We start from the raw sequence: 20,503 nt of genomic DNA on the forward strand, positions 1-20,503 counted from the left end.
TCAGACGCGCGGCTTCTCGCGCATCTCGAACGTCTCGATGGTGTCGCCCTCGGTGACGTCGTTGAACGACCCGAGACCGATACCGCACTCGAAGCCCTCGCGGACCTCGGTGACGTCGTCCTTCTCGCGACGCAGCGACTCGATGGTGAGGTTGTCCCCCACGACCGTCCCGTTGCGCAGCACACGCGCCTTGGAGTTGCGGCGGATGCTGCCCGAGCGGACCACCGAACCGGCGATGTTGCCGAACTTCGAGGAACGGAAGACCTGGCGGATCTCCGCGGTCCCGAGCTGGACCTCCTCGTACTCCGGCTTGAGCATGCCCTTGAGGGCCGCCTCGACGTCCTCGATCGCCTGGTAGATGACCGAGTAGAACTTGACGTCGACGCCCTCGCGCTCCGCCAGCTCCTCGACGCGCTCGCCGTACTTCACGTTGAAGCCGATGATCACGGCGCTGTCGACGGTGGCCAGGTTGACGTCGTTCTGCGTGATCGCACCCACACCACGGTGGATGACGCGCAGCTCGACCTCCTCGCCCACGTCGATCTTGAGCAGCGCGTCCTCCAGTGCCTCGACGGCACCGGACACGTCGCCCTTGAGGATGAGGTTGAGGCTCTCGACCTTGCCCTTCTTGAGCTCGGAGTCGAAGTCCTCGAGGCTGATCCGCTTGCGGCGCTTGGCCAGCGTCGCAGCACGCTCCGCCGCCTGGCGCTTCTCGGCGATCTGGCGGGCGGTCCGGTCGTCCGGCGCCACGAGGAACGTGTCGCCGGCGCCCGGGACGCTCGTCAGGCCCAGCACCTGGACCGGGCGGGCCGGGGTGGCCGCCTCGACCGAGTTGCCGTGCTCGTCGAACATCGCACGGACGCGGCCGTAGGCCGTGCCCGCGACGATCGCGTCCCCGACGTGCAGCGTGCCGGCCTGGACCAGCACCGTCGCCACGGGACCGCGACCCTTGTCGAGGTTCGCCTCGATGGCCACACCACGCGCGTCCTTGGTCGGGTTCGCCCGCAGGTCGAGCGACGCGTCCGCGGTGAGCAGGACGGCGTCGATCAGGTCGTCGATACCGATGCCCGGCTTCGCCGCGACGTCGACGAACATCGTGTCGCCGCCGTACTCCTCGGCCACCAGGTTGTACTCGGTGAGCTGCTGACGCACCTTCGCCGGGTTGGCGCCCTCGACGTCGATCTTGTTGACGGCCACCACGATCGGCACACCTGCCGCCTGCGCGTGGTTCACCGCCTCGACCGTCTGCGGCATCACGCCGTCGTCGGCCGCGACCACGAGGATCGCGATGTCGGTGACCTGCGCACCACGCGCACGCATGGCGGTGAAGGCCTCGTGACCCGGGGTGTCGATGAACGTGATCGCACGCTCGGTGCCCTCGTGCTCGTGCGTGATCTGGTAGGCACCGATGTGCTGCGTGATCCCGCCGTGCTCGCCTGCCACCACGTCCGACTTGCGGATCGCGTCCAGCAGCTTGGTCTTACCGTGGTCGACGTGACCCATGACGGTCACGACCGGCGGCCGGATGGCCAGGTCCTCGTCGGACTCGTCGGCCTCCTCGGCCTCCAGGTCGATGTCGAACGACCCGAGCAGCTCGCGGTCCTCCTCCTCGGCCGAGACCATCTCGATCTGGTAGCCGAGCTCGGTGGCCAGCGTGCCGAACGTGTCCTCGTCGAGCGACTGCGTGGCCGTGGCCATCTCGCCCAGGTGGAACAGCACGGTCACGAGCGCCGCGGGGTTCGCGTCGATCTTGTCCGCGAAGTCGTTCAGCGACGCACCGTGGCGCAGCCGGACGACGGTGGTGCCGTTGCCGCGGGGGACCTGCACGCCGCCGAGCGACGGGGCCTGCATGGCCTCGAACTCCTGGCGCTTCGCTCGCCTCGACTTGCGTCCGCGGACCGGCTTGCCGCCGGCGCGCCCGAAGGCACCCTGCGTCGCACCACGACCGCCGGCGCCGCGACGCGGGCCGCCGAAGCCGCCACCGCCGCCGCCCGCACCGGGACGACCCGGAGCGCCTGCACCCGCGGGGCCGCCACCGGCACCGGGACGGCCACCGCCGCCACCGGGGCGGCCACGGCCGCCACCCGGCGCCGGGCGGTCACCCGGACGCGGCATGGAGGTCTTGCCCGGCATCATGCCGGGGTTCGGACGCGGACCGCCGCCACCGCTACCACCGGGGCGAGGGGCCGAGGGACGCGGGCCACCCGGACGGGGACCGCCGGAGCGGTCGCCGCTGGGGGCGTCGGTGCGCTCGGGGCGCTGCCCCGGACGCGGCATGCCCTGGCTGGTCGCGAACGGGTTGTTGCCCGGACGCGGGTTGCCACCGGCGGGCCGGTCGCTGGGACCGGCACCCGGCCGGCCACGGCCGCCACCGGGACGGGGCATGCCCTGGCTGGTCGCGAACGGGTTGTTGCCCGGACGCGGGGTACCGCCACCGGGACGGTCGCCGCTCGGACGGCCGCCGCGGCCGCCGTCCCGGGCGGGACGCGCGCTCGAGGGAGCGGTGGGCGGCTTGGGCGCGCCGGGCTTGGGGGCCGCGGCGGGCTTCGGCGCACCAGGCTTGGGGCCTGCTGCGGGCCTGGCGGACGCCGCGGGCGCCACCGAGGTCTCGTCAGGTGCCGGGGCCGGGGCGGGTGCCGCCGGCGCAGGGCTGGGTGCCGGAGCGGGCGCCGGTGTGGGCGCGGCCTCGGCCTCGGTCCTGCGGGGTGCCGGCGCGGGGGCCGGTGCCGGAGCCGGGGTCGGCTCGGCGGGCTTCTGGGCCGCGGGCTTCGCGGCCGGCTTGGGTGCACTCGTCGCAGGGGACTTCGCCGCTGCGCCCTTGTCGGACGGGCCGGCGGCGCCACCTGCGGGGAACTTGTCGCGCATGCGCCGCACGACGGGCGGCTCGAGCGTCGATGACGCCGAGCGGACGTACTCGCCTGCCGACTTCAGCTCGCCGAGCAGGGTCTTGCTTTCCACTCCGAGCTCTTTTGCGAGCTCGTAGACGCGGACTTTAGCCACAACTCTCCTGTCTCGGTCCATCCCAAGACAGGGAGGACCACCGTTAGTACTGAGTACTCATCGCTGGGGGCTCATCGGGTGCCCATCGGCGTCTGACCCGCTTCCTTGTCGACGAATCGCATACTTCGGCCGGACGCACTGTTGCGCCCGGTCGGGACGGTCTTGCGGCCTACGCACTCACTGGCCGAGGTGTGCTCGCACCTCGCCGAGGTCAAGGGGCCCGTCCACACGCAGTGCGCGCGGTACGGCCCTGCGACGCTCGGCGAGCTCCAGGCACCGCGGCTCCGGGTGAACCCAGGCACCGCGACCCGGCAGGCAGGCACGGACATCGACGACGATACGCCGTGGCTCTGCCACGTCACCATCTACCGAAGAGCCCAGCACCAGACGTAGGAGTGCAGACCGCTGGTCGCGCCCCCGGCATCCGACGCACGTGCGCACCGGACCCATGACGGGTGGAGCGGGGTATGTCGAAAGACGGGCGCGTGGCCCAGACTCGGACAGTCTACCGCGCCGGCCCACCGGCCGTTACCGACCGCTCTGCGCGCCGGAAGCGGCACCACCTGCGTCGGCGTCCGCTGCCTCGTCCGAGCGGATGTCGATGCGCCAGCCCGTCAGCTTCGCGGCGAGACGGGCGTTCTGCCCTTCCTTGCCGATCGCGAGGGACAGCTGGTAGTCGGGGACGATCGCCCGGGCGGCACGCGCATCGGCGTCGACCACTGTGACTGACGACACACGGGCCGGCGACAGCGCGCTCGCCACGAAGGCGGCGGGGTCGTCGCTGTGGTCGACGATGTCGATCTTCTCGCCGTGCAGCTCGGCCATCACGGCGCGGACGCGAGCACCCATGGGACCGATGCACGCGCCCTTGGCGTTGAGCCCGGCCACCCGGGTCCGGACGGCCATCTTGGTGCGGTGCCCCGCCTCGCGGGCGATGGCGGTGATCTCCACCGAGCCGTCCGCGATCTCCGGGACCTCGAGCTCGAAGAGCTTGCGCACGAGGTTCGGGTGGGTACGGCTCAACGTGATCTGGGGGCCCTTCATTCCGCGGCTGACCTCGACCACATAGGCGCGCAGCCGCTCGCCGTGCACGTACTCCTCGGTGGGCACCTGCTCGTGCGGCGGCAGGATCGCCTCGGTTCCGCCCACGTCCACCAGCACCATGCGCGGGTCGCGGCCCTGCTGGATGACGCCGGCCAGGACCTCGCCCTCCTTGCCGCGGAAGGTGCCCAGTACCTGGTCGTCCTCGGCGTCGCGCAGCCGCTGCACGATCACCTGGCGGGCCGTCGCGGTGGCGATGCGGCCGAAGTCCTGCGGCGTGTGGTCGAACTCGGGGCCGAACTCCAGGGCGGGGCGCGCGTCGGGGTCGTCCGGGTCCGGGGTGACGGGCAGCTCCTCGCGTGCCCATACGGTGACGTGGCCCGACGAGCGGTCCACCTCGACGCGGGCCCGGTTGTAGGCGTCGGGAGTGCGGTGGTAGGCCGAGAGGAGCGCCTGCTCGATGGCCGCGACGAGGACGTCCAGGCTGAGATCCCTCTCGCGCTCCAGCATCCGCAGGGTGGTCATGTCGATGTCCATGTCAGCCTTCCTCGTTGCGGCCGGGGTGACCCTCGGTCGTGTCGTCGAAACCAGCACCGTCCGAGTCCTCGTCGGTGTCTTCACCTGCACTCTCGCCCAGTTCTGGTGCCTCGGCATCCTGGGCGTCCTCGAGCCGTTTGAGCTCCACCTCGACCTTGCCACGGACGACGTCGCCGACCGGGATCCGCCTGTCGTCGTCGAGCACCAGGACGGCGTCGTCGCCGTCCGTGAGCACGTCGGTCAGCCGGCCCTCGGCCTGCCCACCGTCGGCCAGCTTCAGCGTCACCAGCCTCGTGCGGGCGCGCTTGAAGTGCCGCAGCGCGGTCAGCGGCCGCCCCGTGCCCGGCGTCGAGATCTCGAGCGTGTAGGCACCGGCGACGACGTCGTCCTCGTCCAGCGCTGCCGAGATGGCGCGCGACGCCTCGCCGAGCGCGTCGGAGTCCAGGCTGCCCACGGCGTCGTCCGGCAGGTCGATGGTGATCCGCACCACCGACTTGCTGCCCGCCCGGGTAGCGGTCACCTCCTCGAGGTACAGCCCCGCGGCCTCGACCACCGGGCCTACCACCTCGCGGACCGCATCCGCCTGCTGTGTCATCGACTGCCTTCCGTCGGCTCCCCCACGTGCGGGGGCACGGTTCGAGCCGGAACGGTTCGACCGATGTGCTGTTGTTGTCTGCGTCAAGCGTAACGAAGCGCCGGGCCTCGGCACTTCGCGTAGAACGTGATGTCCGTGACCCGACCGCAATCGGCGCGGGCACGAATGGGCTTAAGGAAACATGGCATCATCGGCCACGATGAACCCCAACGGCCCCACGGCCCGAACCCGACGCCGGTCAGGTCTGACCGCGCTGGCTCTGACCTGCGCGATCATTCTCTCAGGTTGCGGGGTGCGGCTCGAGACACCGCCGCCCACGGAGCCGGTCCCGGACGCGGCGGAGGTCCTGCGGCGCACCGCTGTCGCGGACGCGCTGCTCGTGGCCGAGCAGGCCGGGGCCGCGGCGGCCGGCGAGGGGGTCAAGGCCGATGTCGTGGTCGAGCTCGGCACGATCTCCGACGCCGCGATCGAGCAGGCGCAGCAGCTCGGCGGCGAGTACGACTCCGGCCTGGGCGACATCCTGACCGAACGATCGGGCGCCTCCCCCTCGGCGAGCACCCCGGAGCACACGCCCCGGGCGGTCGTCACGTCGCTGATCGACGCCGCCACCCGCACGCGGGCCGCGGCCGACCAGGCCCAGCTCGGGCCGCTCGGCCGGCTGCTGGGCTCGATCTCCGCGTCCCAGACCCGGTACGCCACCGACCTCGCGGAGCTCACCGGGGCCAAGGCCCCCGAGCTGCCGCCGACCCAGGTCCCCGAGCCCGCCGAGCCCGGCGACGAGCCGACCGAGGACGCCGAGACCTCGGCGACCCCGGCGGTGGCCGCGGCCGCGGTTCCCGCCGTCGTCCCGACCGGGCTGTCGGCCGAGGACCTGAGCGCCCTCGTCCTGGCCGAGGACACCGCCGGCTACGCGCTCGAGGTGCGGGCGGCCCAGGCCAACGATGCCGTCCGCACCCTGGCCCAGGAACGCGCCCAGCTGCACCGGACACGGGCCCAGGCCTGGGCGCAGGCCGCCGGGATCGACGGCACGAACCAGGACCCGCGCCGCGTCGCGTACGCGATACCCGGCGCGGACACCGCCACGCCGGAGCTGGCCCGCAGCCTCGAGGACGACCTCGCGCAGAACTATGCCTCGCTGACCGCCGTCGCCGAAGCGGGTACGCGCGCCGTCCTGGTCGCGCTCCTCACCGAGACCAGCCTGGCGACCGCCTCGTGGGGCGCCCCGGCGATCCCGTTCCCGGGCCTCCCCGAACAGGCCTGACTTCCACAGGCCGAGCCCGCTCGCGCTGGTCACGGTCCGCTGGTGGGGCTCCGCTGGTCGAGCTTGTCGAGACCGGTCCCGACAAGCTCGGGTCTCGGCAGGCTCGACCAGCGAGGGCGGTCAGGCGAGGAGGGCCGCTACCTTGTCGGCCACCGCGGTCGCGACGTCGGCGAGCGGGAGCTGCTCCGCCTCGCCGACGCGCGGCCGGACCTCGACCACGCCGTCGGCCAGGCCCTTGCCCACCACGACCACCAGCGGGGCGCCGAGCAGCTCGGCGTCCTTGAACTTCACTCCCGGCGAGACCTTGGTGGGCCGGTCGTCGTAGAGGACCTCGACGCCGCGGGCAGCGAGGTCGGTCGCGATCGACTCGGCGGCCTCGTACACCTCGGTGCCCTTGCCGGTGGCGATCAGGTGCACGTGCACCGGGGCGACGTGCGCGGGCCAGGCCAGGCCCTTCTCGTCGTGGTTGGCCTCCGCGAGCGCCGCGAGCGCGCGCGTGACGCCGACGCCGTAGGAGCCCATGGTCACGCTTGCCTGCTTGCCGTTCTCGTCGAGCACGGACAGGCCGAGCGCCTTGGCGAACTTGCGTCCGAGCTGGAAGATGTGGCCCATCTCGATGCCGCGGGCGAGCTCCAGCGGGCCGGAGCCGTCGGGCGCGGGGTCGCCGGCGCGCACCTCGGCGGCCTCGACCGTGCCGTCCGCGGTGAAGTCGCGGCCGGCGACGAGGTCGAACACGTGCTTGCCGGGCTCGTTGGCGCCGGTGATCCACCGGGTGCCGGGCACGACGCGCGGGTCGAGGAGGTAGCGGATCGCGGGAACCTTCTCACCGTCGGACCCCTCGACCTGCGCGCCCTGCGGGCCGAGCGCCTGCGGGCCGATGTAGCCCTTGACGAGCTGCGGGAACTTCTTGAAGTCCTCCTCGGTGGCGGCCTCCGGCTCGGCGGGGTGGAGCCCCGCCTCGATGCGCTTGAGGTCGACCTCGCGGTCGCCGGGCAGACCGACCACGAGCAGCTCGCGGGTGCCGTCGGGCTGGACGAGGGTGAGCACCACGTTCTTCAGGGTGTCGGCGGCGGTCCAGGGCCGGTCGGGGCGCGGGAACTTCTCGTTGGCCACCGCGACGAGCGTGGCGATGGTGGGGGTGTCCGGCGTGTCCTCGACGTGCGCGGCGGGGGCGCCGTCGTACGGGATCGCGTCGGGAACGAGCGTGACCACGGCCTCCACGTTGGCGGCGTAGCCGCCGGGCGACCGCACGAAGGTGTCCTCACCGATCGGGGACGGGCTGAGGAACTCCTCGGAGCGTGACCCGCCCATGGCGCCCGACATGGCGGAGACGATCACGTAGTCCAGGCCGAGGCGCGAGAAGATCTTCTCGTACGCCTCGCGGTGCTTCTGGTAGCTGACGTCCAGGCCCTCGTCCTTGACGTCGAAGGAGTAGGAGTCCTTCATGATGAACTCGCGCCCGCGGATCAAGCCCGCGCGGGGGCGCGACTCGTCGCGGTACTTGGTCTGGATCTGGAAGAGGATGACGGGCAGGTCCTTGTAGGACGAGTACAGGTCCTTCACCAGGAGCGCGAACATCTCCTCGTGCGTCGGCGCCAGGAGGTAGTCGGCCTGCTTGCGGTCCTTGAGCCGGAACAGGTTGGGGCCGTACTCCGTCCACCGGCCTGTCGCCTCGTAGGGCTCCCGCGGCAGCAGCGCCGGGAAGTGCACCTCCTGGCCACCGATCGCGACCATCTCCTCGCGGACGATCGCCTCGATCTTGGCCAGCACACGCAGGCCGAGCGGCAGCCACGAGTAGATCCCCGGGGCGGCACGGCGGATGTACCCGGCCCGCACGAGGAGCTTGTGGCTGGCGACCTCGGCCTCGGCCGGGTCCTCGCGCAGGGTACGGACGAAGAGGGACGACATGCGGAGCACGTCGCCCTGAGTGAGGCGTGCGGAAGACATGGGGCACAGCCTATCCGCGAGGGGCGCTCCGGCTCGCCTGGAATTCGGACCCTCCCCCGAAGTCCCGGTGCCGAACCGCAACGTGCACGTCCATCGCGGCAGGGATGGACCAAGAACCCCCGATTCGCCGATCAGGTTGACGCGGAACCTGCGGTTCGCCGATCAGATGGACGGAGGGACTTGCGGCTCGGCCCGCCCGACAAGCCCAAGCACAGCCCTCCGTCCAGGGGTGCCGAGCCGCAACCTACGCGTCCATCCCGGCACGGATGGACCTACAACCTTCGGTCCAGCGATCAGACCGACGTGCAACCTGCGGTTCGGCGCCGCCGACCGGACCGGCCAGACCAGCAGCTTGCGGTTCGGGCACAACCGACCGCACCAGCCAGACCAGCAACTTGCGGTTGGGCCAGATCAGCCAGACCTTGCCGACGTCCGGGAACTCTCGGAGGATGAGGCCATGCCGGAGCTGCCCGAGGTCGCCGCACTCGCCGACTTCCTGCGCGAACGGACCTCCGGGCGCACCCTCGCCACGGTGGAGGTCGGGTCGATCGCGGCGCTCAAGACGTTCGACCCGCCCGTCGACGCGCTCGTCGGGGGTGCGGTGACCGACGTCGCGCGGCACGGCAAGTGGCTGGACGTCGTGGTCTCCCCCGCACCCAGCCATGCGCTGCCCGACGGGGCCCCGCTCCACCTGGTCTTCCATCTCTCGCGGGGCGGCTGGGTGCGCTGGTCGGACGCGCTGTCCACGAAGCCGGTCCGGCCCTCCCTCGGCGGCTCCAGCCGGGGCGCGATCCTCGCGCTGCGCGTGCGGCTCGACGACGGCTCCGGGTTCGACCTGACCGAGGCGGGCACCCGCAAGCGGCTGGCGGTGCACGTGGTCCGGAACCCGGCCGAGATCGAGATGATCGCGTCCCTGGGCCCGGAGCCGCTCGCTCCGGAGTTCACCGCCGAGGTCCTGGCTGGCCTGCTGTCCGCGAAGAACCAGCAGATCAAGGGGCTGTTGCGGGACCAGCGGGCGATCGCGGGCATCGGCAACGCCTATAGCGACGAGATCCTGCACGCGGGCCGGTTCAGCCCGTACAAGCAGACCAGGTCGTTCACGCCCGAGGAGACCGCCCGGCTGCACGCCGCGATCGGCGAGGTGCTCGCCGAGGCGATCGCGGCGGCGTCGGGCAAGCCGGCCAAGGAGCTGAAGGACGCCAAGCGCGCGGGGATGCGGGTGCACGGCCGCACGGGCCTGCCCTGCCCGGGCTGGAACGGGGTGCCGTGCGGCGACGTCGTGCACGAGGTGTCGTTCGCCGACCGGTCCATGCAGTACTGCCCCACCTGCCAGACGGGCGGCAAGCCGCTGGCGGACCGCCGGATGTCCAAGCTGCTGCGGTGAGCGCCGTCGTCTACTGGCGACGGACCGACGTCGAGGGCCTGGAGCGCCTGGAGCTGACGACCGGACCCGGCGGGGTGACGGCGTCCGGAACCGTCGTCTGCCTCGAGGACGGCGGGTTCCGGCTCGACCACACGTGGTCGCTCGACGCCGACTGGCGTGCCCTCCGGGTGGAGGTGGCGGTGCGTGGGGCGCACGTCCACGGAGCCCTGCGCCTGGAGCGCGCCGGGGACAGCTGGCTGGTCGACGGCGTGCCGCGGCCCGACCTGGACGGCGCACAGGAGCCCGACCTGTCGGTCACCCCCTTCTGCAACACGTTCCCGATCCGGCGGATGCGCGCCGACGAGGACCTGACCCTGGACACCGCGTTCATCGACGGTCCGGCGCTCACGGTCGCCCGGTCCCGGCAGCGCTACGAGCCCCTGGGCCCGGGCCGGGTGCGCTACGTCGACCTCGGGCTGTCCCAGGGCTTCGAGGCGGACCTGACCGTCGACGACGCGGGCCTGGTCGTCCGCTACGAGCACCTGTTCGAGCGGGTGGAGCCGGCGCGATGACGGCGCGTCAGAACAGCACCGTCGCGAACGTGCCCACCTGCTCGAAGCCGACCCGGCGGTAGGCCGCGACCGCCCGCTCGTTGTAGGCGTTGACGTACAGCGACACCACGGGTGCGATGGACGCGCGCGTCGCGGTGACCACGGCGGCCATGCCGGACTCGGACCAGCCGCGGCCCCGGAACGCCGGCTCGACCCAGACGCCCTGGACCTGGGCGACGCCGCCCGCGACGGCGCCGAGCTCGGCCTTGAACGCGACGGCGGGGTTGCCGCCGACGTCGGGCACCAGCCGGACGAACGAGCGGCCCTCCGTGATGAGCGAGCGCACGCGCTCCGCGTAGGCGGAGCCGCCCGTGGCGACCGGCGAGTAGCCGACCTCCTCGGTGAACATGCGCACGCAGGCCGGCAGGACGAGGCCCAGCTCGGCGGGCACCGAGCGGCGGACGGTCGGCTCGGGCGGCAGCGCGGGCGCCGTCCCGATGGCCATGGAGGGCTGGTCGGCGCGGACGTCGCGCGCCGGGGGCCAGTACGGCGACAGGTGCTCCCAGAGAGCCAGCGCCGCCCACTGCTCCCCCACGATCGACGACGACCGCCGCCCGTGCACGCGCGCCACCTCCGCGAAGGCGGCGACCGCCTCAGCGCGCCGGCCGGGGTCGGTGAGCGGGATCACGGGCACCAGGTTGGCGCCGGCCCAGCAGACCGCCTCGAGCGGCCCGACGTCGGGGAACCCCCACGCCTGGCCCGCGGCGGCGCCGAACCCGGCGCGCGCCGCGATCTCCAGGCGTGCGGTGGCCAGCACGGACGAGACGGGGTCGACCGCGCAGACCGCGAGCGCCTGCGAGAGGTCCGCGCGGGTCAGGGCTCGCGCGAGGTCGCGCTCGTCACGGCGTGGCAGGATGCCCTGTTCGCCCGGTTGCGGCGGCCCGTTAGGGCGCGCTCCGGCGGGAACCGGGGTGCGCCAGCGGGCCATGCTCTGCTCCGTTCGAAATCAGACTCTCAGCCGACAGAGACGACCGGCGAACCGGCCTGGACCTCATTCTCCGGTGTCGGCATCTCATCCGCGATCCGCATCGCCTCTTCGATGAGCGTCTCGACGATCATCGACTCGGGCACGGTCTTGATGACCTCGCCCTTGACGAAGATCTGCCCCTTGCCGTTGCCGGAGGCTACACCCAGGTCGGCCTCGCGAGCCTCGCCCGGCCCGTTCACGACGCAGCCCATGACGGCGACGCGCAGCGGGACGGTCATGCCCTCGAGCCCGGCGGTGACCTTCTCGGCGAGCGTGTACACATCCACCTGGGCGCGGCCGCAGGACGGGCAGGACACGATCTCGAGCTTGCGCGGGCGCAGGTTGAGGGCCTGCAGGATCTGGTTGCCGACCTTGACCTCCTCGACCGGAGGGGCCGAGAGGGAGACGCGGATCGTGTCGCCGATGCCCTTGCTCAGCAGCGAGCCGAACGCGGTGGCCGACTTGATGGTGCCCTGGAACGCCGGGCCCGCCTCGGTGACGCCGAGGTGCAGCGGCCAGTCGCCGCGCTCGGAGAGCAGCTCGTAGGCGCGCACCATGATCACCGGGTCGTTGTGCTTGACCGAGATCTTGAAGTCGTGGAAGTCGTGCTCCTCGAAGAGGCTCGCCTCCCAGACGGCGGACTCGACCAGTGCCTCCGGGGTGGCCTTGCCGTACTTGGCCAGCAGACGCTTGTCGAGCGAGCCCGCGTTGACGCCGATGCGGAGCGAGATCCCGGCGTCCTTCGCGGCCTGGGCGATCTGCTTGACCTGGTCGTCGAACTTGCGGATGTTGCCCGGGTTGACGCGGACGGCGGCGCAGCCCGCGTCGATCGCCTGGAAGACGTACTTGGGCTGGAAGTGGATGTCCGCGATCACGGGGATCTGGGACTTCTTCGCGATGATCGGCAGCGCCTCGGCGTCGTCGGAGGTCGGGACGGCGACGCGGACGATGTCGCAGCCTGCCGTCGTGAGCTCCGCGATCTGCTGGAGGGTCGCGTTGATGTCGGTGGTGGGCGTTGTGGTCATGGACTGCACGCTGATCGGCGCGTCACCGCCCACCTCCACCTTGCCGACCTTGATCTTTCGAGTCTTGCGGCGGGGGGCGAGAACCGGCGGAGGTGCTGCGGGCATGCCGAGGCTGATTGCGCTCACGAGATCAGTATCCACGCTTCAGAAGGTGCAAAACGCACATGGTGTCTGGCATCACGTGATCCGCACCGGATCCACCAGGTCCGCCACGATCAGGACGCCGCCCACCCCGAGCAGGATCACGAACACCGCGTAGGCCACGGGTGTCATGCGCGCGACGTCGGCCGGCCCGGGCAGCACCGCGGCCCCGCGCACCCGGGCGATCGTGCGCTTGCCGCCCTCGTAGAGGGCGTTGACGAGGTGCCCGCCGTCGAGCGGCAGCAGCGGGATCATGTTGAAGACGAAGAGCGCGATGTTGAGGCTCGCGAGCAGGCTCAGGTAGATCATCACCCGGTCGAGGATCGCCTCGTCCAGGGCCATGATCTCGCCGCTGATCCGCGCGACGCCCACCACGGACTGCACCGAGTCCTGCGAGCGCTCCTCGTCGGTGAAGGCCTGGGTCGCGGCGTCGGCCACGCGGACCGGGAGCGTGGCGACCATGGTCGCCGTCTGCCAGGTCATGCCGCCCACCTCGGGCAGGACGCGCGACAGCGGCTGCGGCTCGCGCACCTGGAGCGGCGAGAAGCCCACGAACCCGCCGGGCCGGACGACCGGCTCCCCGGCGGCGTCCAGGACCGGCGCGCCCTGCTCGTCCACGACGGGGCGATCGGTCTCGGCGGGCGTGACCTCGAGGGTCAGCCGCTCGCCGTCGCGCAGCACGGTCACCTCGGACTCGCGCCCGGCGGAGTCGTTGATGAGCCCGACGAGCTGCTGCCAGCTGTGCACGTCGGTCCCGCCGAAGGCGACCACCTCGTCGCCCGGCTTCAGCCCGGCGGCCGCGGCGGGCGCGGCCGGCTGCCCCTCGCAGTCGTCACCCGTGGCGGTGGACGTCACCGACGCGGGCACGCACTCCGAGAGCTGGGCGACCGTGGTGGAGATCGCCGGCAGGCCGTAGCCGACCAGGATCACGCCCATGAGGAACGTCGCGATCACGAGGTTCATGAACGGCCCGCCGAACATCACTATCAGCTTCTTGGGCGTCGAGAGGTTGTAGAACGCGCGGTGCTCCTCGCCGGGGCGCACCTCCGCGACGGAGGCGTCGCGCGCGTCGGCGACGAGCTCGTTCCAGAAGCCCTTGCCGCGCCGCGTGCCGGCCGGGGCGGGCGGCATCATGCCGACGAGGCGCACGAACCCGCCGAGCGGGATCGCCTTGATCCCGTACTCCGTCTCGCCCTTGGTCCGCGACCAGACGGTGGGCCCGAAGCCCACGAAGTACTGGCTCACGCGCACGCCGAACTTCTTGGCCGGGATCATGTGGCCCAGCTCGTGCAGGCCGACGGATACGACGACGCCCAGCAGGAGGACGAGCACACCAACGATGTGCGGAACGATGCTCACGAGACCGAGACTACGGCAACCCGCTGACAGCCCGGAAGGCGGCGCACGCCTCCCCCGCGACGGCCGTCTGAACTCACTTCCTTCCGAATTCATGATGATTCGTTGAAACATCGGTTACTGATCATTAACCTAGCGACATGTCGGTTTCGTCCATTCCTGGGTTCCGGGAGCTGCATGCCCACGGCCCCACGTCGCTGGTGGAGAGCCTCACCTCCATGTTCCAGACCGAGGCCTGGCCCGGCGCGGACGGCGACTCCCGCGTGGCGCGGCAGCTACGCGAGATCGGCGTCGACGTCAGCGCGATCTGGGCGGCCTCACGCTGGAACATGGGCGCGGACGGCGAGGCACCGAACCGCCGTCATCCACTGCCCGGCGACCCGCGCGGGCCGCAGACCGCCGCGGCCCTGGCCGCCGTCGCCGATCAGCCCCGGGCCGCCGCCCTGCTCGGCGTCTACCTGTGGTCGCAGGCGAGCGACGCGCTGCAGTACACGTTCCGGCACGGCCGGATCATCGTCCCGCTGCGCGCCTTCGTCGAGACCTGGGCGACGTGCCGCGACGACGCCCCGGACGACGTCTGCCGCGCCGAGGGCGACGCCGTCGCCGTGCTCCTGCGCACGCTCATCACCCAGATGCACACGTCGGCCGCCCGCAGCGCGGGCAACCTGCCGCGCCTGGCCGACGCCGCCGCCCAGGCCGGCGAGCGGTGCGGCGACCTGCTGCGCGCTGCCCGGGCCATCCCCGACCCGACGTCCCCGTTCCGCCGCGTCCTGGTGCCCCAGGCCGTGACGCGGATCCGGTACTTCCGCGCGCTCGCCGAGGCGGCCCGCGCCGCCGACGAGGCGATGGCGGGCAAGCCGGCCCGGCTCGGCCCCGCCCTGGCGGGCCTGCGCGCCGCCGAGACCGACCGGCACCTCAACTACATCCTGGCCAGCGAGCTGCGCTCCTACCGGATGCACCTGGCGGAGCTGCACCGCAACCTCGACTCGACCTGGCTCACGCTCGACCGCCTGCGGACCGTCTACGTGTACCCGTTCGGGCTGCGGGACGTCAGCCCGGCCGCGGCCGTGGCGGCGATCCGGTGCCTCGCAGACCGGGACGAGCGGCCCGAGCTGCTCGGCGTCCAGGCCTTCGCGGTGCGCGGCCGGCTCAAGATGGACGATGTCTGGGCGAGCGTCGACCGGGCGGCGCGCCCGTACGGCGGGGTGTCGCTGTCGATGCCGAACGTGCGGCTGGAGCAGCCCGACGGCTCGTTCATCGCCGAGCTGTCGTGCGACGTCCGGTTCACCGAGTTCGGCAACCACTACGTGCGGTTCCGGTACTCGGCGCGCGACCAGTCGCCGCAGCAGGTACGGGACGCCCGGTTCCGGCTGTCCAACCTGCACGCCGACATCCGGGTGCGGTGGATCGCGCCGGACGGCTCGCCCGTCGACGTCGACCACGGCGACGGGCTGCCGCCGGAGCGCCTGTTCGACCTGGCCGACCTGCTGCAGCGCGCGACCACCGACCTGGTCCACGAGGGCACCGAGATCGCCCAGGGGCGGGCGCACGTGGTCACCACGGTCTACGAGGCGAGCCGGGGTCGCGGCCCGGCCGCGCCCCGGGCCGAGCGGACACAGGTCAGCATGGGCGACGAGCTGCTGGCGGCGTTCGGCTCGCAGGTGCTGCTGCAGCCCGTCTCGTACGGCACCGCGACGCTGTGCGACTGGACGCTGCGCCAGCGCAACCCGGTGCTGCTGGAGGGCGTGCGGCACCTGGGCGACGTCGTGGCGGTCGCCACCAACTCCACCACCGTCGCGCTGGTCGGCACCGCGCACTTCAAGATCTCCCAGTACGGCTCGCTCGCCGAGTTCGTCGCGAGCCTCAACGGGCTGTTCAGTGCGTGGAACGCCACGCTCGCCGACCACCTGCGGATCGTCGCGACCATGCTCGCCGACCACGACGTGAACAACGGCGCCGATCTCGCCGAGCGCAAGGAACGGCTCACGCGCGAGCAGCTGCGCCTGCACGAGTTCGCCTCGGAGGTCCGCACCACGCTGACCACCATCACCTCGCCCACGTTCCTCGCGTCCGCCCTGGAGTCCAGGATGCTGAACCAGCTCCTGCAGGCGTCGCACTTCGAGCAGCAGGCGGCCGTCGTCACCGAGCGGCTGCGCGAGCTGCTGCAGGAGCCCATCGCCGCGCGGCTCGCGGCCCTCGAGCGGCTGCACGGCGACCGGGAGCGGGCGGCCGAGATCAAGCGCGAGCGGGGGCGCCGTCGGCTCATGGACGGCACGCTCTCGGCCATCACCGTGTTCGCCGGCGTCTACGCCCTGATCGGGACGGTCCAGGTGGCGCTGGACGCGGAGCTGATCGGCCCGCTCCAGGCGGTCACGGCCACGGCCATGGTCACGATCGGCGCGCTGGTGACGGGCATGGCGGTCTTCAACTGGACCCGCCGCCGCTGACCCGCGTGGCGCGACGGCGGAACGCCGACAGGACCTGCGCACCGATCACCACGACGAGCGCCGCGACGAACATCGCCGTGCCGATCACGTTGGCCTGCGCCGGGATGCCCCGGGCCGCCGAGACGTACACGAACTTCGGGAACGTGGTGAACGAGCCGGAGTTGAAGTTGGTGACGATGAAGTCGTCGAAGCTCAGGCTGAACGCGAGCGCCGCCGCGGCCACGATGCCCGGCACGAGCAGCGGGAACGTCACCTTCCAGAAGGCCTGCCAGGGCGAGGCGTACAGGTCGGCCGCGGCCTCCTCCAGGCGCGGGTCCATGGACTGCACGCGCGCCTTGACCGTCACCACGACGAACGAGATGTTGAACATGACGTGCGCGAGCACCACGGTCCAGAACCCGAGCTGGACCTGCAGCGTGAGGAACTGCGCCAGCAGGGCCGCGCCGAGCACCACCTCCGGGGTGGACATGGGCAGGAAGATCAGCAGGTTGGCCAGCGCCCGCCCGCGGAACCGGTAGCGCACCAGGGCTATCGCGACGAGCGTGCCGAGCGTGGTGGCGACCAGCGTGGACAGCAGGCCCACCTGCAGCGAGTTCGCGAACGCCTCGCACACCTGCGGCGCGCCGCAAGGGTTGCGCCAGTTGTCGAGCGTGAAGCCCTGCCACACGAGGTTGCGCCGGCCGCCGTCGTTGAACGAGTACAGGACGGTGTAGACGCTGGGCGCGAGCAGGAACAGGAAGGCGAGCGCGCAGTAGGCCGGGATCAACGCGCCGGTCAGGCGGCGGTCGAGCCCCGCGGTAGAACGTCCGGTCACAGCAGGTCCTCCGTCCCCGTGCGGCGCACGTAGAGCCCCACGAGCACCGCGATGGCCACCATGAGCACCACCGAGAGCGACGCGGCGGTCGGGTAGTCGAGCAGCCGGAAGAACCGGGTGTCGATGACCTGGCCGACCATCGCCGTGTTGGTCGAGTTGCCCAGCAGCGACGCGGACACGTAGTCGCCGGCCGCCGGGATGAACGTGAGCAGCGTCCCGGACACGACGCCCGGCATGGACAGCGGGAGCGTGACGGTGCGGAACGTCGTCCACGGCCCGGCGTACAGGTCGCCGCCCGCCTCCACCAGGCGCGGGTCCAGGCGCTCCAGCGACGCGTAGATCGGCAGCGCCATGAACGGCACGAAGTTGTGCGTCAGGGAGACGACGACGGCGAACGACGTCGCCGTCAGCCGCCCGTCCGGCGGCAGCACGTGCAGCCAGTGCAGGGCCTGGACCACGTACCCGTCGTCGGCCAGGATCTGCTTCCAGGCGATGGTGCGCAGCACGAACGACGTGAAGAACGGCGCGACCACCAGCACGAGGAGCATGCCCTGCAGCAACGGCCGGCCCCGGCAGCGCACGGCGACGAGGTAGGCGATCGGGTAGCCGACGGCGAGCGCCCCGGCCGTGGCCAGCAGCGCGAACCAGAAGGAGCGCGCCAGCGGCTGCCAGAAGTCCGCGAGCGCCGTGGCGTAGTTCTGCCAGTGGAGGGCCGGCATGAACTGGCCCACGTCGCCCCCGGGCACCGGCACGTAGAGCGACGTCGCCAGGAGCGCGAACACCGGGATCACGAAGAATGCGACCAGGTACAGCGTGCCCGGCAGCATGAGGCCGACGCCGACGGTGCCCGCGCGCCGGGCCGCGACGTCCTGCGCCGACGTGGTCACTGGCCGCTCCCCGAGGGCCGGCCGGGCAGGCCGAAGGTGTGGTCGACGTCCCAGGCCAGCCGGACGGCGTCGCCCACGCGCACCGTGGGCGCACCTGACGAGTTCTGCGCGAAGACCTCGTGCACGCCCAGGTCCCCGAGGTCCACCTGGTACTGCGTGGAGACGCCCGTGAACGACACATCGGTCACCTTGCCCGGCCCCAGCACGTTGCTGCCCGGCGTCGGCTCGCCGCCGTTCAGCAGTATCCGCACCTTCTCGGGGCGGACGCCGAGCTGCACGACGGCGCCGGCGGTGGTCGAGCTTGTCGAGACCCCGGTTTCGCCAGGCTCAACCCGCGAGGTGGTCGAGACGCGCCCCGCCGGCACCTGGAGGCGCGTGCCCGCGACGTCGACGCCGACCACGTCCCCGGCGTCGACGACGGTGCCGGTCACCAGGTTGGAGCGGCCCAGGAAGTTCGCCACGAACGCGGTGCTGGGCAGCTCGTACAGCTCGGCGGGCGGGCCGAGCTGCTCGACGCGGCCCTCGTTCATGACAGCGACGGTGTCGGCCATGGTCATGGCCTCCTCCTGGTCGTGCGTCACGTGCACGAACGTGATGCCGGCGTCCGCCTGGATGCGTTTGAGCTCGAGCTGCATCTCGCGCCGCAGCGCGAGGTCGAGCGCGCCGAGCGGCTCGTCCAGGAGCAGCACGGACGGGCTGTTCACGAGCGCGCGGGCCAGGGCCACGCGCTGCTGCTGCCCGCCGGAGAGCTGGCTGGGCCTGCGGTCGGCGAGGTGCGCGAGCTGCACGGTCTCCAGCCCGGCCCGGGCCTTGGCCCGCGCGTCGGGCACCCGCTTGCGCTTCAGCCCGAACGCGACGTTGTCCAGCACCGTCATGTGCGGGAACAGCGCATAGGACTGGAAGACGGTGTTGACCGGGCGGCGGAACGCAGCAGTGCCGGTGACGTCCCGCCCGCCGATCGAGATGGTGCCCGACGTCGGCTGCTCCAGCCCGGCGACCATGCGCAGCGTGGTGGTCTTGCCGCAGCCGGACGGGCCGAGCAGCGCGAAGAAGGATCCCTCGGGGACCGTCAGGTCGAGGGACTCGACGGCGGTGAAGGCCCCGAACTCCTTGTGCACGCCCCACAGCTCGAGGCTCGCCCTCCCCCGAGGCGCGCTCATGCCCCGATGACCTCGAGGTACTGGCCGTTGTACCTGGTCTCCTCGTCCGGGGTGAGGGTGCGGAACACGTGCACCTTCGCCAGGGTCTCCTCGTCCGGGAAGATGTTGGTGTCGGCGGCGAGCTCCGGGTCGGACTTCGCCATCGCCTCCCGCGCGCCCGCGACGGGGGTCACGTAGTTGACCCACGCCGCGACCTCGGCGGCGACCTCGGGCTCGTAGTAGTAGTTCATGAGCGTCTCGGCGTTCTTCTTGTGCGTGGCGCCGATCGGGATCAGCATCTCGTCGCTCCAGAGCGTGCCGCCGGCCTCGGGCACCACGAAGTCGAACCTGTTGTCGGCCTCGTAGTTGAGCCCCGTGATGTCGCCGGACCAGCCGATGCAGGCCCAGCAGTCCCCCGACACCAGGTCCTGCGTGTACGAGTTGCCCTTGACCTGGCGGATGTGGCCCGAGGTGATCTTCTCGCGCAGGAGCTCGATGGCGGCGTCGTACTCCGCGTCGCCCCAGTCGCCCGATGGGTCCACGCCCTGGCTGAGCATGATCAGCCCGATGGTGTCGTGCATCTCGGACAGCACCTCGACCTTGCCGGCCAGCTCCGGCTTCCAGAGGTCGTCGAGGCTCTGCATCCCGCCGGGCACCTTCGCCTTGTCCCAGGCCAGGCCGCCGAAGCCCGACTGCCAGGTCAGGGCGTGCTTGCGGCCCGGGTCGTAGTCGACGTCGCGGAGCGTGGAGACGAGGTTGGCCGCGTTCGGGATGGTGGCCGGGTCCAGCTCCTGGGCGTACCCGAGGCGGATCATGCGGCCCGTCATCCAGTCGGTCAGCGTCACGATGTCGTAGCCGATGTCGTCGCCGTTGGCGAGCTGCCCGGACACCTTTCCGTAGAAGGTGTCGTTGTCCTCGACGTCCTCCAGGTAGTCGACGTCGATACCCGTCTGCTTCGTGAAGGCGTTCAGGGTCGGGTACTCGGTGCCGGCGTCGTTCTGGTCCAGGTACAGGGTCCAGTTGGCCCAGCGCACGAGCTTCTCGGCGTCGGACACGTCGGCCGCCGCGCTGGGCGCGGCAGTGGAGGAGGCCCCGGGCGCACCCCCGGTCCCGCAGGCCGCCAGGAGCGCGGCGGTGCCCGCCACCCCCGCGCCCACGGTGAGGAACTGGCGGCGGGACAGGGCGGCGCTCCCGGTCGAGGCGCGGCGGGCCGCCGCCGCGCCGCGGGCCTGCCGGATCAGGGCGCGGACCATCGGGTCCGCCGGGGGACGACGTCGGGGGTTGCTCACGGGTGCTCCTCGGAAGTTCGCTGGGGTGCTCGGGCCGGTCGCCGGTCGCCGGTCGCCGGTCGCCGGTCGCCAGCCGCCTGCTG

At 72.0% G+C, this 20,503-nt stretch carries 16 protein-coding genes; 4 read left to right on the plus strand and 12 right to left on the minus strand.

Going from position 1 to position 20,503, the window contains the following annotated elements:
• From infB to rimP, 4 genes are all read right to left on the minus strand, one after another.
• On the minus strand, positions 1–3,000 hold the full coding sequence (gene infB / locus ACFT2C_RS11165; RefSeq protein ID WP_377207121.1) for a translation initiation factor IF-2: 3,000 nt from the start codon (positions 2,998–3,000) through the stop codon (positions 1–3).
• A 177-nt stretch (positions 3,001–3,177) separates the two neighbouring features.
• Complete coding sequence (locus ACFT2C_RS11170) at positions 3,178–3,450, minus strand: YlxR family protein (RefSeq protein WP_377207122.1); 273 nt, start codon at positions 3,448–3,450, stop codon at positions 3,178–3,180.
• 78 nt (positions 3,451–3,528) lie between these two features.
• Positions 3,529–4,578 (minus strand): transcription termination factor NusA, encoded by a 1,050-nt coding sequence (nusA, locus tag ACFT2C_RS11175; RefSeq protein ID WP_377207123.1) that lies wholly within the window; start codon positions 4,576–4,578, stop codon positions 3,529–3,531.
• Between the two features lies 1 nt (position 4,579).
• Entirely contained in the window at positions 4,580–5,173 is a 594-nt protein-coding gene (gene rimP, locus ACFT2C_RS11180; RefSeq protein ID WP_377207124.1) for a ribosome maturation factor RimP, read from the minus strand.
• A gap of 292 nt (positions 5,174–5,465) precedes the next feature.
• Here rimP and ACFT2C_RS11185 point away from each other — a divergent pair, with 292 nt between their 5' ends.
• Positions 5,466–6,434 (plus strand): DUF4439 domain-containing protein, encoded by a 969-nt coding sequence (locus ACFT2C_RS11185; RefSeq protein WP_377207125.1) that lies wholly within the window; start codon positions 5,466–5,468, stop codon positions 6,432–6,434.
• 120 nt (positions 6,435–6,554) lie between these two features.
• On the opposite strand, the gene ACFT2C_RS11190 is transcribed toward ACFT2C_RS11185, so the two are convergent.
• Positions 6,555–8,381 carry a proline--tRNA ligase gene (locus tag ACFT2C_RS11190; protein WP_377207126.1) on the minus strand — a complete coding sequence of 609 codons (1,827 nt, stop codon included), beginning with the start codon at positions 8,379–8,381 and terminating at the stop codon, positions 6,555–6,557.
• Between the two features lie 457 nt (positions 8,382–8,838).
• On the opposite strand from ACFT2C_RS11190, the gene ACFT2C_RS11195 reads away from it, so the two are divergent.
• The gene (locus ACFT2C_RS11195; RefSeq protein WP_377207127.1) at positions 8,839–9,765 is read left to right on the plus strand and encodes an Fpg/Nei family DNA glycosylase; all 927 of its coding nucleotides are present in this window, start codon (positions 8,839–8,841) and stop codon (positions 9,763–9,765) included.
• Positions 9,762–10,316: a putative glycolipid-binding domain-containing protein gene (locus tag ACFT2C_RS11200; RefSeq protein ID WP_377207128.1), complete on the plus strand. Its 555-nt coding sequence runs from the start codon at positions 9,762–9,764 to the stop codon at positions 10,314–10,316. Before ACFT2C_RS11195 ends, ACFT2C_RS11200 begins: the two co-directional genes overlap by 4 nt.
• 7 nt (positions 10,317–10,323) lie before the next feature.
• Here ACFT2C_RS11200 and ACFT2C_RS11205 read toward each other — a convergent pair whose 3' ends face one another.
• The 3 genes from ACFT2C_RS11205 to ACFT2C_RS11215 all read right to left on the minus strand — a co-directional run bounded on the left by ACFT2C_RS11205 (position 10,324) and on the right by ACFT2C_RS11215 (position 13,847).
• Complete coding sequence (locus ACFT2C_RS11205) at positions 10,324–11,283, minus strand: GNAT family N-acetyltransferase (RefSeq protein WP_377207129.1); 960 nt, start codon at positions 11,281–11,283, stop codon at positions 10,324–10,326.
• 26 nt (positions 11,284–11,309) lie between these two features.
• The gene (ispG, locus tag ACFT2C_RS11210; protein ID WP_377207148.1) at positions 11,310–12,452 is read right to left on the minus strand and encodes a flavodoxin-dependent (E)-4-hydroxy-3-methylbut-2-enyl-diphosphate synthase; all 1,143 of its coding nucleotides are present in this window, start codon (positions 12,450–12,452) and stop codon (positions 11,310–11,312) included.
• A 72-nt stretch (positions 12,453–12,524) separates the two neighbouring features.
• Positions 12,525–13,847 (minus strand): M50 family metallopeptidase, encoded by a 1,323-nt coding sequence (locus ACFT2C_RS11215; RefSeq protein WP_377207130.1) that lies wholly within the window; start codon positions 13,845–13,847, stop codon positions 12,525–12,527.
• A gap of 137 nt (positions 13,848–13,984) precedes the next feature.
• On the opposite strand from ACFT2C_RS11215, the gene ACFT2C_RS11220 reads away from it, so the two are divergent.
• Positions 13,985–16,291 carry a hypothetical protein gene (locus ACFT2C_RS11220; protein ID WP_377207131.1) on the plus strand — a complete coding sequence of 769 codons (2,307 nt, stop codon included), beginning with the start codon at positions 13,985–13,987 and terminating at the stop codon, positions 16,289–16,291.
• Here the strand turns inward: ACFT2C_RS11220 and ACFT2C_RS11225 are convergent.
• From ACFT2C_RS11225 to ACFT2C_RS11240, 4 genes are read right to left on the minus strand one after another with little or no spacing between them, the layout of a single operon-like run.
• Positions 16,269–17,105: an ABC transporter permease gene (locus ACFT2C_RS11225; RefSeq protein WP_377207132.1), complete on the minus strand. Its 837-nt coding sequence runs from the start codon at positions 17,103–17,105 to the stop codon at positions 16,269–16,271. The two genes, ACFT2C_RS11220 and ACFT2C_RS11225, sit on opposite strands and share 23 nt — an antisense overlap.
• Positions 17,102–17,992 carry an ABC transporter permease gene (locus ACFT2C_RS11230; protein WP_377207133.1) on the minus strand — a complete coding sequence of 297 codons (891 nt, stop codon included), beginning with the start codon at positions 17,990–17,992 and terminating at the stop codon, positions 17,102–17,104. Before ACFT2C_RS11230 ends, ACFT2C_RS11225 begins: the two co-directional genes overlap by 4 nt.
• Positions 17,989–19,152, minus strand: a complete 1,164-nt coding sequence (locus tag ACFT2C_RS11235; RefSeq protein WP_377207134.1) for an ABC transporter ATP-binding protein — start codon at positions 19,150–19,152, stop codon at positions 17,989–17,991. The genes ACFT2C_RS11230 and ACFT2C_RS11235 overlap by 4 nt, the downstream gene beginning before the upstream one ends.
• Positions 19,149–20,420: a PotD/PotF family extracellular solute-binding protein gene (locus tag ACFT2C_RS11240; RefSeq protein ID WP_377207135.1), complete on the minus strand. Its 1,272-nt coding sequence runs from the start codon at positions 20,418–20,420 to the stop codon at positions 19,149–19,151. Before ACFT2C_RS11240 ends, ACFT2C_RS11235 begins: the two co-directional genes overlap by 4 nt.
• Between the last annotated feature and the right edge of the window lie 83 nt (positions 20,421–20,503).

This window comes from Promicromonospora sp. NPDC057138 (assembly GCF_042670845.1).
Taxonomy (GTDB): domain Bacteria; phylum Actinomycetota; class Actinomycetes; order Actinomycetales; family Cellulomonadaceae; genus Promicromonospora.